The 13,692-nt window shown below is 41.0% G+C and carries 18 protein-coding genes, 1 tRNA gene, 1 rRNA gene and 1 other RNA gene; 1 reads left to right on the top strand and 20 read right to left on the bottom strand.

Annotated features, from left to right (window positions below):
• Window positions 1-558: 558 nt before the first annotated feature.
• The 8 genes from KZX55_RS07415 to KZX55_RS07380 all read right to left on the bottom strand — a co-directional run bounded on the left by KZX55_RS07415 (window position 559) and on the right by KZX55_RS07380 (window position 4,828).
• Window positions 559-774, bottom strand: coding sequence for a bacteriocin immunity protein (locus tag KZX55_RS07415; protein ID WP_248026203.1), 216 nt, complete (start codon window positions 772-774; stop codon window positions 559-561).
• 3 nt (window positions 775-777) lie between these two features.
• Window positions 778-933, bottom strand: coding sequence for a smi_0061 family bacteriocin-like peptide (locus KZX55_RS07410; RefSeq protein ID WP_000357247.1), 156 nt, complete (start codon window positions 931-933; stop codon window positions 778-780).
• The gene (locus KZX55_RS07405) at window positions 926-1,132 is read right to left on the bottom strand and encodes a hypothetical protein (RefSeq protein WP_061420154.1); all 207 of its coding nucleotides are present in this window, start codon (window positions 1,130-1,132) and stop codon (window positions 926-928) included. Before KZX55_RS07405 ends, KZX55_RS07410 begins: the two co-directional genes overlap by 8 nt.
• A 14-nt stretch (window positions 1,133-1,146) precedes the next feature.
• On the bottom strand, window positions 1,147-1,344 hold the full coding sequence (locus KZX55_RS07400) for a class IIb bacteriocin, lactobin A/cerein 7B family (protein ID WP_061420152.1): 198 nt from the start codon (window positions 1,342-1,344) through the stop codon (window positions 1,147-1,149).
• A 317-nt stretch (window positions 1,345-1,661) separates the two neighbouring features.
• Window positions 1,662-1,898 (bottom strand): acyl carrier protein, encoded by a 237-nt coding sequence (locus KZX55_RS07395; protein WP_000136441.1) that lies wholly within the window; start codon window positions 1,896-1,898, stop codon window positions 1,662-1,664.
• A 4-nt stretch (window positions 1,899-1,902) separates the two neighbouring features.
• Window positions 1,903-2,895: a phosphate acyltransferase PlsX gene (plsX, locus tag KZX55_RS07390; protein WP_000717447.1), complete on the bottom strand. Its 993-nt coding sequence runs from the start codon at window positions 2,893-2,895 to the stop codon at window positions 1,903-1,905.
• On the bottom strand, window positions 2,892-3,662 hold the full coding sequence (gene recO / locus KZX55_RS07385) for a DNA repair protein RecO (protein WP_248026202.1): 771 nt from the start codon (window positions 3,660-3,662) through the stop codon (window positions 2,892-2,894). Before recO ends, plsX begins: the two co-directional genes overlap by 4 nt.
• Window positions 3,659-4,828: a pyridoxal phosphate-dependent aminotransferase gene (locus KZX55_RS07380; RefSeq protein WP_045616604.1), complete on the bottom strand. Its 1,170-nt coding sequence runs from the start codon at window positions 4,826-4,828 to the stop codon at window positions 3,659-3,661. Before KZX55_RS07380 ends, recO begins: the two co-directional genes overlap by 4 nt.
• Before the next feature lie 148 nt (window positions 4,829-4,976).
• Between KZX55_RS07380 and KZX55_RS07375 the strand changes: the two genes are divergently transcribed.
• Window positions 4,977-5,987: a YeiH family protein gene (locus tag KZX55_RS07375; protein WP_000009130.1), complete on the top strand. Its 1,011-nt coding sequence runs from the start codon at window positions 4,977-4,979 to the stop codon at window positions 5,985-5,987.
• Between the two features lie 28 nt (window positions 5,988-6,015).
• Here the strand turns inward: KZX55_RS07375 and KZX55_RS07370 are convergent, their stop codons facing one another.
• From KZX55_RS07370 to rrf, 12 genes are all read right to left on the bottom strand, one after another.
• A complete protein-coding gene (locus KZX55_RS07370; RefSeq protein ID WP_000076476.1) occupies window positions 6,016-6,453 on the bottom strand; it encodes a CoA-binding protein in 438 nt (145 codons plus the stop codon).
• Window positions 6,454-6,572: 119 nt separating this feature from the next.
• Window positions 6,573-7,541, bottom strand: coding sequence for a ribose-phosphate diphosphokinase (locus tag KZX55_RS07365; RefSeq protein WP_000010182.1), 969 nt, complete (start codon window positions 7,539-7,541; stop codon window positions 6,573-6,575).
• Window positions 7,542-7,755: 214 nt separating this feature from the next.
• A complete protein-coding gene (locus tag KZX55_RS07360) occupies window positions 7,756-8,250 on the bottom strand; it encodes a beta-class carbonic anhydrase (RefSeq protein ID WP_002876632.1) in 495 nt (164 codons plus the stop codon).
• A 72-nt stretch (window positions 8,251-8,322) separates the two neighbouring features.
• Window positions 8,323-9,660, bottom strand: a complete 1,338-nt coding sequence (gene radA / locus KZX55_RS07355; protein ID WP_248026509.1) for a DNA repair protein RadA — start codon at window positions 9,658-9,660, stop codon at window positions 8,323-8,325.
• A gap of 20 nt (window positions 9,661-9,680) precedes the next feature.
• Entirely contained in the window at window positions 9,681-10,148 is a 468-nt protein-coding gene (locus KZX55_RS07350; RefSeq protein ID WP_000796429.1) for an isochorismatase family cysteine hydrolase, read from the bottom strand.
• 9 nt (window positions 10,149-10,157) lie between these two features.
• The gene (locus KZX55_RS07345) at window positions 10,158-10,601 is read right to left on the bottom strand and encodes a dUTP diphosphatase (protein ID WP_248026189.1); all 444 of its coding nucleotides are present in this window, start codon (window positions 10,599-10,601) and stop codon (window positions 10,158-10,160) included.
• Window positions 10,602-10,657: 56 nt separating this feature from the next.
• Window positions 10,658-10,755: signal recognition particle sRNA small type (gene ffs / locus KZX55_RS07340), an RNA gene on the bottom strand.
• Between the two features lie 32 nt (window positions 10,756-10,787).
• Window positions 10,788-11,255 carry a tRNA adenosine(34) deaminase TadA gene (gene tadA / locus KZX55_RS07335; protein WP_001110101.1) on the bottom strand — a complete coding sequence of 156 codons (468 nt, stop codon included), beginning with the start codon at window positions 11,253-11,255 and terminating at the stop codon, window positions 10,788-10,790.
• Window positions 11,256-11,455: 200 nt separating this feature from the next.
• Window positions 11,456-12,742 carry an adenylosuccinate synthase gene (locus KZX55_RS07330; RefSeq protein ID WP_000205045.1) on the bottom strand — a complete coding sequence of 429 codons (1,287 nt, stop codon included), beginning with the start codon at window positions 12,740-12,742 and terminating at the stop codon, window positions 11,456-11,458.
• 242 nt (window positions 12,743-12,984) lie between these two features.
• Complete coding sequence (gene comW, locus KZX55_RS07325) at window positions 12,985-13,221, bottom strand: sigma(X)-activator ComW (protein WP_000939505.1); 237 nt, start codon at window positions 13,219-13,221, stop codon at window positions 12,985-12,987.
• Window positions 13,222-13,487: 266 nt separating this feature from the next.
• A tRNA-Asn gene (locus tag KZX55_RS07320) sits at window positions 13,488-13,561 on the bottom strand.
• 5 nt (window positions 13,562-13,566) lie between these two features.
• Window positions 13,567-13,682 (bottom strand): 5S ribosomal RNA (gene rrf / locus KZX55_RS07315).
• Window positions 13,683-13,692: the final 10 nt, after the last annotated feature.

The raw sequence follows: 13,692 nt of genomic DNA, 5'->3' as shown, positions 1-13,692 counted from the left end.
CAATCTCTTTAAAAATTTGTAACATTATTCTAACTAAATAAGGATAAAAACAGGAAAATATTCCTAAATAAACTATTTTTGCACCTAAAACGCACTTTAAAAAGCATAAACTATCATTTAAATGTAAAAAAGCAGAACAAAAGTTCTGCCTGTTTAAAGTAACCGTTAAAAAATGAATGCCTAGAAATAAACTATTCTGAAATGATATTTCTATAAAGTGAGCTAAATGTCATCAAGAATGATGAAATCTTAGGTAGATCAAAATATTCAAACTACGTAGGTAGATTTATTTTGTTTACATCAGCCACAATTCTAATCATTAGATAAGCCATCGAGCTAGACAATTCAATAAACTCTGGCCAAGCTTTTTGTAGTAATTGAACGACTTTCATCTCCAACTCCAATCTGACATTCCATCAATTCTCAATCTTACTATCTGTTGTTTTGTACTTGTATCCTACATAAAACAAACTAAGCAGAATCGGATAGGTCTCTGGATAAAACAAGATGGAAAAACTCCGCCATTTACATGCACAAAATCCTTTCCATTCAGATTCATCATTTATAGTTTTGATTATTTTTCTTCAAATCTTTACAAAAAATACCAAAATGGCCTGAGGCAAGCAAGCCAACTAAAGTCCATTGCCAATCAAAGGATACTAATGAACCTGTACGAATCACATGAAGTATAAGATTAAGACCTATTCCCAACAAAGAAAGTATAGTGGCTAGTTTAGGTAAGAGTGTATTGAGATTAAGGTTGCGATTGCTCATTACCTAACGCCCGCGACGAGCCAAATCTGAACCAAATTTGTAACCAGCCCCAAATGCACTGAATGCAATAGCACTTAGACCAAATATAATCGAAATAGGCTCAATTCCTCCTTCGATTGCTTGCAAGTCTTTCTCATCAATTACTTGAAATTTATCCATTCTCTTCTCCTTCATTTCTATATATTAAAATAAATGTCATCAAAAATAATGAAATCGTTGGTATATCAAAATATTCAAACCATATAGGTAGGTTTATTTTGTTTACATCAGCCACTACTCTAATACTTATATAAGCCATCGAGCTGAATAATACAGTCAACTCTGGCCAATATTTCAGTATCAATTGTATGATTTTCATCTCAGACTCCAATGTTATGGCCGATTAGCATAATAACCTGCCGCAACTCCTGCACCTGCTGTAGCTGTAGCAAGTGCTGCCACACCTCCAATTAATTTCCAACTAACAACTACCCCGCCAATAACAATCGGTGCAATTCCCCCATTCACATCCGTCAACTCTTCTTCTGTAAGAGCTGCAAAGTTCTGTTCCATGTTGTCAAAGTTTGTCATCTTTTTCTCCTTATTTTTTTTTCTATATATCTAATCTTTAACCTCTAAGCCACTTAAATAGCCAGATTGGGTAAATTACTGAAATCATTTTCTTATCTCCTTCCCTTTTTCCTTACCTATCTATTCGAAAAACAATTCGAAAATGAACAATTCATTCATTTTTATTTTAAAAGCCACTTAATGAACCACGGATAAAGACCAGTCACATACATAAACGTTCCTCCTTTTTCTTTCTCATATCTTTATTCGCAATTTCTACTAAAAGTTTCCCTTTTTCTGCAAATAAAAAAACAACATGACTTGCATGTTGCTTTTTGCTATTCTTTACTTTTGACAACTGCTACCACATCTCCTACACTTTGCAGTTGGTCAATTTCCTCATCACTGATTTCAATTCCGAATTCATCTTCTAGTGTCAAGACGAACTCCATCAAGTCCACTGAGTCCGCATCTAGGTCATCTTTCAAACTCAAGGCTTCTGTTACGACAAAGTCCTCTCCCTGTCGCTCTTGGATAATGGTTACAATACGGTCAAAAATTTCTTTTTCTGTCATCTTTTTATTCTCCTGAAAATTCACGCGCAGTCTGGGCGACTACGTCTGTTTCTAGCATGGTACGAATCTGGCGAATCGTACTATACACAGCCTTGGCATCACTTGAGCCATGAGTTTTTACAACCGGTGCCTTAACACCAAACAAGACCGCTCCACCAACATCTGAATAGTTAAGCTGTTTTTTCAAACCTTTAAGGCTATCCTTGAGAAGAAGAGCACCTAGTTTCGCTCGAAGACCACCACCTGTAATAGCGGTCTTGAGCAAGCCCATGATTCCCATGGCTGTCCCTTCAATAGATTTGAGCACAGCGTTTCCCGTGAAACCATCTGCCACAACAACATCCGCAACGCCATTCATCAAATCACGCGCTTCCACGTTTCCGACAAAATTCAAGCTTTCATCAGCTGCTAGCAAGGCGTAGGTTTCCTTACGAAGGGGATCACCCTTGCTGCTTTCTGTTCCATTGTTGAGCAAACCAACACGTGGTTTCGAAATCCCACGAACATTTTTCGCATAAAAGGAACCCAAAACAGCGTATTGGTGCAGATGATGGGCTGTATTTTCCGCATTGGCTCCAAGGTCTAGCATGTCAAAGCCTTTGCCATCAATGGTCGGTAAGGTCGACATGAGTCCAGGACGGTCGATATTCTTGATACGACCTACAATGAAGAATCCTGCAGCCAACAAGGCACCTGTATTCCCAGCCGAGAGGACAGCGTCTGCCTCTCCTTCTTTGACTGCCTTAGCCGCTAATACCATACTGGCATTTTTCTTCTTACGAATAGCTTTTGTAGGTTCATCATCAAAATCAATCTTCTCATCCGTATGGATAATGCTGACACGTTCTGTCGCTGTTAGATATTGCTTGATTTTGCTTTCGTCTCCATAGAGTTGAACCTCAATATCTGAAAAGTCAGCCAGGGCTTGATTGACACCCTCAACGATAGCTTGAGGTGCATAATCGCCCCCCATAGCATCTACTGCGATTTTTTTCATTTGTCTTCCTCTTTTAGTAATTGTCCCCAGTCTGCTAGGGAATCAATAAATTTCTTTGATTTTAGGTGAATTCCAACATACTCTTCGTAGAGTTGATCTATAAACTTGCGCAAGTCTTGCTTGATTTCCGGCTTGAGCGAAATGGTCTCCAAGGTCTCAAAATCAATGGCTTGAAATTGATTGAGTAGATAAGGGATATTGGGATTGAGATGGCAACGTCTCTCATCTTCATGATAATGCTCTGGGCAGAGGCAGGCTCCATATTTGAAAGAAAAGTCAAAAGCCTGACCGATCCGATGGCAAAAGACACACTCATTAAAATTAAGGCTAATCCCAAATCGGGTCAAGATTTGAATTTCAAAAATATTGGTCAAAACCTGATAATCCAAACCCTCTTCCATCAACTCCAAAGTCTTTTGCAAAAAAGCAAACAAGGGAGCATCTTGCTGATTGTCCTGCAAACTAGCATCTGCAAGAGCAGCAACATAGGTCGCATAAGCCATGACAAAGAGATCACTATTAATCTTAGGAAAGGTCATCACCTCATGGTAGTCCTCGATATAGCTGAGCCCATCATCATTGATTCGTAAGAGAAATCGCGCCAACACCAAGGGCTGAATAACCGGAGCTAGTTTGGACTGACCAGCGTGTTTGACGAAAAACATGCGCTTGCCAGCCTGCTCGGTAAAAATCTTGACTAACTTGTCATCCTCACGAAAATTACGATTGTAGAGCACCAAGCCTTGACTCGTGATAGACTGAATCATGCTTCTCTCATGTACTCCTCAAGTCGTTTCATGGCTTCTTTGATAGTCTCCATGCTAGCTGCATAAGATAGGCGAACATAGCCTTCTCCGTAGCGTCCAAAGGCGGCACCAGGGATAAAGGCAACAGCCTTCTTCTGAGCAAAATCCTTCAGAAAAGCAAAGGAGTCTTGATTGTAGCCAGCAGGAATCTTAGCAAAGATATAGAAGGCACCGTCTGGTTTAATAATCTCAAAACCAAGAGCAGTCATTTTCTCGATAATATAATCACGACGCTGGATGTACTCCTTCTTCATAGGCTCCGCGTCGTTTTTACCCGCCGTCAAAGCCTCCACCGCAGCATGTTGAGCCATAGTGTTTGCGGCAGTTACCAAGTACTGGTGACTCTTGATTAACTGAGCTGTAAAGGCCACAGGAGCAAAGATAAAGCCTAAACGCCAACCTGTCATAGCATGAGACTTAGATAAACCATTGATAATAATAGCCTGATCTCTCAGCATAGTTCCCAAAGATACATGGGCTTCGCCTGTATAGGTTAATTCTGAGTAAACCTCATCACAGACAACGAAAATCTCATACTTGCGTAAAACGTCCGCCAAGGCTTCCAACTGCTCCCGACTATAGGTAATTCCTGTCGGATTGGCTGGATAGTTGAGAATGACCGCCTTGAGCTTGTCGCCTTGCTCCAAAATGGCCTTTTCCAACATCTCAGGAGTCAAGACAAAACCATTTTCAGTCGTATCAATCTCGACAACCTCTGCCCCAACTAGATTGACAATCGGCTCATAACCTGGATAGGCAGGAGCTGGCAAGAGCACCTTATCTCCCTCTTCCAAAATAGCTGTCAAAGTAGCCGATAAAGCCTCTGTCGCCCCAATTGTAACCAAGATCTCATTTTCAGGATTATAATCTAGCTGGTATTTTTCTTTTACAAAATCACTGGCTGCCTGACGTAACGTTAACAGACCACTCATCCCTGTATAGTAGGATTGGTTCTGGTCGATGGCCCGCTTAGCCGCTTCCTTAACATGATCTGGCGTTGTAAAATCAGGTTCCCCCAAGGTTAAACGCAGGACCCCAGGAATCTCCGAAATAGCCTGGTCAAACTGGCGAATCAACGAAACTTGAATCTTATCTAATTGTTTATTAAAGCGCTTAGTTAAGTCCATAGATACCTCCTACTCTCAAAACGTATCTCTATTATACTACAAAAGCCCCCCGACCGCAAAAATACATTATATAATATCTTTCCACTTTCTATTTTACTTTTCCTGTTTACAGGTCTATAATGGTAACAGATTATGATTGGAGGTTTTTATGTCATTTCTATCAAAAAATGGAGCAGGCATCTTGGCCTGCCTTCTCATTTCTATCATTTCTTGGTTTCTAGGAGGACTTTTCCCCGTCGTGGGTGCACCCGTTTTTGCAATCTTTATAGGAATGCTCCTACACCCCTGGCTCTCCCCCTACAAACAACTAGATGCAGGTTTGACCTTTAGTTCCAAAAAATTACTCCAGTATGCTGTTATCTTACTTGGTTTTGGTCTCAATATCTCGCAAGTCTTTGCAGTCGGACAAACTTCACTCCCTGTCATCCTATCAACGATTTCAATTTCCTTGATTGTCGCCTACCTCTTCCAGCGTTTCTTTGCACTAGACACAAAACTGGCTACCTTGATTGGAGTGGGTTCTTCTATCTGTGGTGGTTCTGCCATTGCTGCGACAGCGCCCGTTATCCATGCCAAGGAAAAAGAAGTTGCCCAAGCCATTTCCGTTATCTTTTTCTTCAATATCTTGGCTGCGCTCATCTTTCCAACTCTAGGAACCTGGCTTCACCTATCTAATGACGGCTTTGCTCTCTTTGCAGGAACTGCGGTCAATGATACTTCTTCTGTAACGGCCACAGCTAGTGCTTGGGACAGTCTTTACCAGACCAATACCCTCGAATCGGCAACCATTGTTAAACTCACGCGCACCTTAGCGATCATTCCCATCACTCTCTTCCTCTCCTACTGGCAAAGTCGCCAACAAGAAAATAAACAAGGCCTACAACTGAAAAAAGTTTTCCCACTTTTTATCCTTTATTTTATCCTGGCCTCTCTCTTAACGACTCTTCTCACCTCTCTCGGTGTGTCTAGTAGCTTCTTTACCCCTCTCAAACAACTCTCTAAATTCTTTATCATCATGGCCATGAGTGCTATCGGTCTCAAAACCAATCTGATTGCCATGGTTAGATCCAGTGGCAAATCTATTGTCCTCGGAGCCCTTTGCTGGATTGCTATCATCCTCACCAGTCTTGGCATGCAAGCATTGATTGGTACTTTATAATACAAAAAGGTAGCCCATGGCTACCTTTTTATTTCTCAAGAATTAAGCGAGTATGTTCTCTCTTGATACAGCGATTCATCACGATGTCATCGCATCCTCCAGCACGCAAGATTTCTTCCGCTTCTAGATTTTCAAGTCCTAATTGCGCCCAAAAAATCTTGGCATCAGCCTTGAGAAAATCACGCGCCACATCTGGTAAAAACTCGCTACGTCGGTATACATTGACAATGTCCACAGGAAAAGGAATCTCAGCTAGACTCGCATAAGCCTTTTCTCCCAAGATTTCCCCACCTGCAGCCTTGGGATTAACTGGAATGATTTTATAGCCCCGAGCTTGCATTTCCTTGGTTACTCGATTACTAGTTGTTTCCTCACGGTCAGACAAACCCACTACCGCTAACGTTTTACTAGTCGCCAGATACTGACGGATTACACCATCACTTGGATTGATAAATTCTTGACTCATAGAGATCCTCCTTTTTTCTCAGTATAGCACATTTTGAAAAGGCTTGCAGGTTTTGACTATAAAAATCTCCTAGCAAGAAAAGAAACTTGCTAGGAGAACGATCTATTTCAAGTGAAAGATTAAATCTTTTTCTCAATACAAAATAGAGGAGAAAGAGGACGTTTTTCGTGGATACGAACGATGGCATCTCCTAAGAGGTGGGCAATAGAGATCTGTTCAATCTTATCAATCAAACGCTCTTCTGGTAGGTAGATAGTATCCAAAACAACCAATTTCTTAATAGCTGATTTTTGGATATTGTCCATAGCTGGCCCTGAAAGAACTGGGTGCGTACAGCTTGCGTAAACTTCAACAGCACCTGCTTCAGCAAGAGCATCCGCCGCATGACAAATAGTTCCAGCTGTATCGATCATATCGTCAATCAAAATACAAGTCTTACCTTCTACCTTACCAATGATGTTCATTACTTCACTGGTATTCATCTTGTCTACACTACGGCGCTTGTCAATAATCGCAATCGGAGTTTTCAAAAACTCTGCCAATTTACGAGCACGAGTCACCCCACCATGATCTGGGCTGACAACCACGTAGTCAGAGCCAACCATACCACGACGTTCAAAATAGTCCGCAATCAAGGGAGCACCCATCAAGTGATCTACAGGAATATCAAAGAATCCCTGAATCTGCGCAGCATGCAAGTCGATTGTCAATAAACGATCTACCCCAGCTACTTCAAGCATATTTGCAACAAGTTTTGAAGTGATTGGCTCACGCGCGCGCGCCTTTCTATCCTGACGTGCATAGCCATAGTAGGGCATAACAACATTGACAGATTCTGCACTGGCACGCTTCAATGCGTCCACCATAATCAAAATTTCAAGTAAATTATCATTTACAGGTGAACTAGTTGATTGTAGGATAAAGACGTGTTTTCCACGGATTGATTCTTCAATGTTGACCTGAATCTCCCCATCTGAAAATTGGCGAACAGTCGATTTCCCCAACTCTATCCCAATTTCTTGCGCCACACGCTCTGCCAATTCTCTATTAGAAGAAAGGGCAAACAGCTTTAAATCAGAAAAAGACATGATTTCCTCCGGTATTTATGTATCACTTGTTTTTTACACAACATTTTCCATCTACCATTGTAGCGCTTTTTCCTTTATTTTTCAATCAAAAATAAAACAAGAGTAAACATTTATACCCTTGTTTTATACTGTTTTATATTAGCTATATTAAAACTGAAAATCCTACATTTTAACAATCGATTTTATGCTAGGATGAGATTTTTTCGAGACAAAGTTAGTATACTTCTCTCATACTTCCTGTATCCACATCATAGACAGCACCTGAAATAACCACATCATCAGGAATCAGTGGAGACTCTCTAAGCAATTGCATATCCTCTCTCACACTCTCTTCAACATCCTGAAATGGTAAAAAATCTTGATCAGACACATCAACTCCGAGCTCGTGTTTCAAATGTTCATGAAAACTTTCATTTTGAAAGGTTTGAGCTCCACAGTCTGTATGGTGCAACACCACAATCTCTCTTGTCCCCATTTGTTGCTGGGAAATTACCAGTGAACGAATCATGTCCTCAGTTACTCGACCACCCGCATTCCGCAAGATATGAGCATCCCCAAGGGCCAAACCTAGAGCTTGCGCAACGTGTAGACGTGAGTCCATACAGGTCACGATAGCTACTCTGGTTTTGGGTTTAAGTGGCAGATTTAACTGCCCATGTAGGGCAACATAAGCCTGATTGGCTTGCATAAACTGTTCAAAATACGACACGATTCCCTCCTCAAAAATTTGACAATCAAATATTTCTCCTATCTTATCATTTTTAAGAAGATTTGTCACGGATTATGCAAAGACCTTTTTCAAAACTTCCTGAATAGTCGTCACACCAATGACTTCAATTTCCTTGGGTGGAGTGATTCCTGTCAAGGAATTCTTGGGTACATAAATCTTGGTAAAGCCCAGTTTTGCCGCTTCATTAATACGTTGTTCGATGCGATTCACGCGCCGAATTTCTCCGGTCAAGCCCAGTTCACCCACAAAACATTCCTGAGGATTGGTAGGCTTGTCCTTGTAACTAGAGGCAATAGCCACTGCAACGGCTAAGTCAATGGCAGGCTCATCCAATTTCACGCCACCAGCAGATTTGAGATAGGCATCCTGATTTTGCAAGAGAAGCCCTGCTCGTTTTTCCAAAACAGCCATAATCAGACTCGCACGATTGAAATCAAGTCCTGTCGTCGTGCGCTTAGCATTTCCAAACATGGTTGGTGTTACCAAAGCCTGGACCTCCGCCAAAATCGGACGGGTCCCTTCCATGGTCACAACGATTGACGAGCCAGTAGCCCCATCCAAACGCTCCTCTAGGAAAACTTGACTCGGATTGAGCACCTCAACCAATCCACCTGACTGCATCTCAAAGATGCCAATCTCATTAGTGGACCCAAAACGGTTTTTGACTGCTCTCAAGATACGGAAGGTATGGTGGCGTTCCCCTTCAAAGTAAAGCACCGTATCTACCATATGCTCCAACATACGAGGACCAGCCAGAGTACCTTCCTTGGTCACATGCCCTACGATAAAGATGGCAATGTTATTAGTCTTGGCTAGCTGCATGAGTTCAGCTGTCACCTCTCGCACTTGAGACACAGATCCTTGCACCCCTGAAATCTCAGGAGACATAATAGTCTGGATAGAGTCAATGATGAGAAAGTCAGGTTGGATACGCTCTACCTCAGCTCGAACGCTCTGCATATTGGTCTCTGCATAGAGATAAAACTCACTATCAATATCCCCCAAGCGCTCTGCTCGTAGCTTGATTTGCTGGGCAGACTCCTCCCCACTGACGTAGAGAACAGTTCCCACTTGAGACAACTGGGTTGAAACTTGTAGGAGAAGGGTTGATTTCCCGATTCCTGGATCCCCACCGATAAGGACGAGACTTCCTGGTACCACTCCGCCTCCAAGCACACGGTTAAATTCCTCCATCTCGGTCTTGGTTCGATTGACATTGATAGACGTTACTTCAGCCAGTTTCATAGGCTTGGTTTTTTCACCTGTCAAGGACACACGCGCATTCTTAACCTCGACAACCTCGATCTCTTCTACAAAAGAAGACCAAGCTCCACAGTTTGGACAGCGTCCTAGGTATTTGGGTGAGTTATAAGCACAATTTTGACAAATAAAAGTTGATTTTTTTTTAGCTATGATGATTCTCCTTCTACTGCAACTCCTATAGAGCGCCACTTATACAATGTATTTTGAAATTTCTTCTGGTTGACAACTCCGACAGCAGACAAATCGACAGAAACCTGATAATTCTCCTTGACAGCTGCCAAAACGGAGGCCTTAACACAGCCATTGCCATCTACCCCTATAAACTCTATACTTTTAGCACCGTTTCCCTCTAAAAAATCTTTTAAATCTGGATTAGTAAAGCAAGAAGCCCGACGCTTCTCAAAGATACGAGAAGATACAAGCAGCAAGCCGGTCGCAAATTTCTTCTTTCTATCTTTTCTCTCCCAGAAAAAACGATTGAGAATATAGATAACTCGGTCACTGGGATAAGCAGCAATTTTGTCATTTACAGCTGCAGTCAGTTCTTCATGATATGCTTTTCCTACAGCAACATAATCTGACTGCATGTCTACAACTAATAAATAGTCTGCCATTTTATTCCTCTATTTCCCAGTTGACCCAAACCCACCTGTTCGAACGCCATTCGCCTCATCTCCGTCTGCAATCAAAAATGGTGCAAAGACAGCCTGAACCACACGTTCCCCAACTTCGAGAATCACTTCCTGGTCAGTAATGTTTTTCATCTGAGCAAAAATATGCCCCTCATTTCCAGGATTTCCATAATAATCCCCATCAATAACACCAACCGAGTTAATCAAGACCAAGCCCTTCTTACGAGGGTTTGATGAACGGTCATAAAGATAAAGCACTTCTGTCGGTTGCATATAGGCCTTAACACCTGTCGGAACTAATACAATCTCTCCTGGCGCAATAACCGTACGCACAGCGACCTTTAAGTCGTAACCCGCTGCATGCGCTGTCTCACGCTTAGGTAGCAAATTTTTATCTGTAAAGTTCGAAACCAATTCAAAACCACGAATTTTCATATTTTTCTCTTTTCTATTATCATTTATTCTAGATTATTCTATCTTATTTATTCGGAAAAAGCACGAAAAAAAGAGCACACAATTCAAATCGCTTAGGGCTGCTGGATTCCTCCCCTGACCCGCTTCACGCAGAACTGTTGCTCCACTACTTATTATACCACATTCCCTTCTGTTTTTAAAGAGAAATTATTTTTTCCGTCGATTTCGGAAAAAGTCCTGCATAATCGCTGCACAGTCATCTTCCAAAATTCCCGTTTCCACCTCTACACGATGATTGAGACGCTCATCTGTCAAAATATCATACAAACTTCCAGCTGCACCAAATTTCTGATTTTTAGCCCCGTAGACTACGTTTGGAATACGGGCAAGCCCAATGGCCCCGCTACACATAACACAAGGTTCAATGGTCACAAAAAGCGTACAATCCAGCAGGCGCCAACTCTCCTCACTAACATTCGCATTCTCTATGGCCATGATTTCTGCATGCATGACCGCCCGTTGTAACTCCTCGCGCGCATTATGCCCCCTACCAATGATTTCTCCATCCTTGACAATCACACAACCAATTGGAATTTCATCGTGTTCTAAGGCAATCTCAGCCTCTCTCAAAGCCTCTCTCATAAAGGCTTCTTTTTCTTCAACTGTATAATTCATCGTTCTTCTCTTTTCCTACTTGTCGATTTTATTATTATATCATGATTCTCAATACAAAAAAAGCCACCGAATGCGGTGACTTAATAGGGAGATTATTATGAAAAAGAAAAGTTTAGGATATTTGTTACAACAAGTTAGGAGGTCTTCTTGTAACTGTCTATAGTATACCCAACCTATCTTAAACTAATCTTAAAAATCTCCTATGACCAAACACTTTCTAAAATATTAGTTTGTTCACGATCAGGACCTACTGAGAAAGTAGAAATACGAACCCCAACCAACTCGCTCACACGACGAACATAGTTACGCGCATTCTCAGGAAGATCTTCCAAATTACGGACTCCAGTGATATCTTCTGACCAGCCTGGTAACTCTTCATAGATAGGTTTGCAACGTTTCAACTGTTCAAGACTAGCTGGATAGTAGTCAATACGTTGACCATCAAGATCATAGGCTACACAGATTTTAACTGTATCCAAACCACTCAAAACATCAATAGAATTCAATGAAAGATTGGTAATCCCAGATACACGACGGCTGTGACGCATCACAACTGAGTCAAACCAACCTACACGACGTGGACGGCCAGTTGTTGTACCGTATTCATGACCTACTTCACGGATGCGATCTCCCACTTCATCAAACAATTCAGTTGGGAAAGGACCGTCCCCTACACGACTCGTATAGGCTTTACAAACACCTACAACCTTGTCAATCTTACTTGGACCAACACCAGACCCAATTGTCACACCACCAGCGACAGGGTTTGATGACGTAACAAATGGATACGTACCTTGGTCGATATCTAGCATAACACCTTGCGCACCTTCAAACAGCACACGTTTGCCATTATCAAGCGCATCGTTCAAGATTACGGATGTATCTGTCACGTATTGCTTGATTTGTTGACCATACTCATAGTATTCTTCAAAAATATCATCAACTGAAATAGGGGTACTATCGTATAATTTTTCAAACAGACGATTCTTTTCCGCAAGATTGCGTTCCAAACGTTCACGGAAAATATCCTTATCCAAAAGATCTGCAATACGAATCCCAACACGAGCAGCTTTGTCCATATATGCTGGACCAATTCCCTTTATTGTAGTACCAATCTTATTATCACCCTTAGCTTCTTCTTGCAAGCGATCCAACTCAATGTGGTAAGGCAAAATAACATGCGCACGATCAGAGATACGTAGATTATCTGTTGTAACACCTTCTTCATGCAGATAAGACAATTCTTTCACAAGTGATTTAGGGTTTACAACCATACCGTTTCCAATAACTGAAATTTTTTCAGGGAAGAAAATTCCAGATGGAATCAAGTGCAACTTAAACTTTTTACCATCAATAACAATGGTGTGGCCTGCATTGTCACCACCTTGGTAACGAGCAATTACTTCCGCATTAGCTGAAAGAAAATCTGTAATTTTCCCTTTACCTTCATCCCCCCATTGGGTACCTACAACAACAACTGAAGTCATAATAAAATTCGTCTGAGCTACTAGGAGCTCGTCCTTTCTCATATACATGGCAGGAATTTCACCCGCAATTATATCTTACAATTTATTATAAGAAAAAAACACTATTTTATCAAGAAGAAACAGTAGAAAAGATTTGGAATTTCTGTAAATAACAAAATCCAAAACCTTAAAAATTAAATAAAATCCTAAAAAATATAAAATCAATACAGATTATTGTTCGTGATATATGATTTATGAGTTTCTTATTGGATAAGAGTTGTACCACCTTGCAGGAATTCATCTAGATATAGACGATAAGCTGTTTTAAAGTGATATAGTGAAAAGTCCCTGTCACTTTTTATTTTAAATCGGATTAAATAATATAGTAAAAAACGAAGATGAAGTGATTCCCACTCAGCACAACTCTGGCCTAAAGAGGCATATTCTTGTTCAACTAGTTTCAAAAAAACAAATGCTCGGTCATAAAATTTCTGAAGCATATAAAAATTCCCTTTCTTATTACTAACACTAGTCTAACAAAAAAAGGAACTAAAAAAGCTTCAAATCCTATAAAAGAAGAATTTAAAGCTAAACGAACTAAAAATAAAATAAAGAGGTAATTATAGGTACAAAAACTAAGACTTAGATTTTCAACTATCTACTTCACTTAAAAGTCATAACTACCCGTCTATGTACTTCACCTGACGGAGCAAGACGGACTAATAGTCACATAAAAAAACGTTCAATTGAACGTTTTTTGTCAGTACTCCGCCAGTAGGACTCGAACCTACGACATCATGATTAACAGTCATGCGCTACTACCAACTGAGCTATGGCGGATAAAAGCTAAGCGACTTCCATATCTCACAGGGGGCAACCCCCAACTACTTCCGGCGTTCTAGGGCTTAACTACTGTGTTCGGCATGGGTACAGGTGTATCTCCTAGGCTATCATCACTTAACTCTGAGTAA

The sequence above is a fragment of the Streptococcus halitosis genome, assembly GCF_023147855.1.
GTDB classification, from domain to species: domain Bacteria; phylum Bacillota; class Bacilli; order Lactobacillales; family Streptococcaceae; genus Streptococcus; species Streptococcus halitosis_B.
The sequence above is the reverse complement of the archived record's forward strand: the minus strand, read 5'-3'. Positions and strand labels throughout refer to the sequence as shown.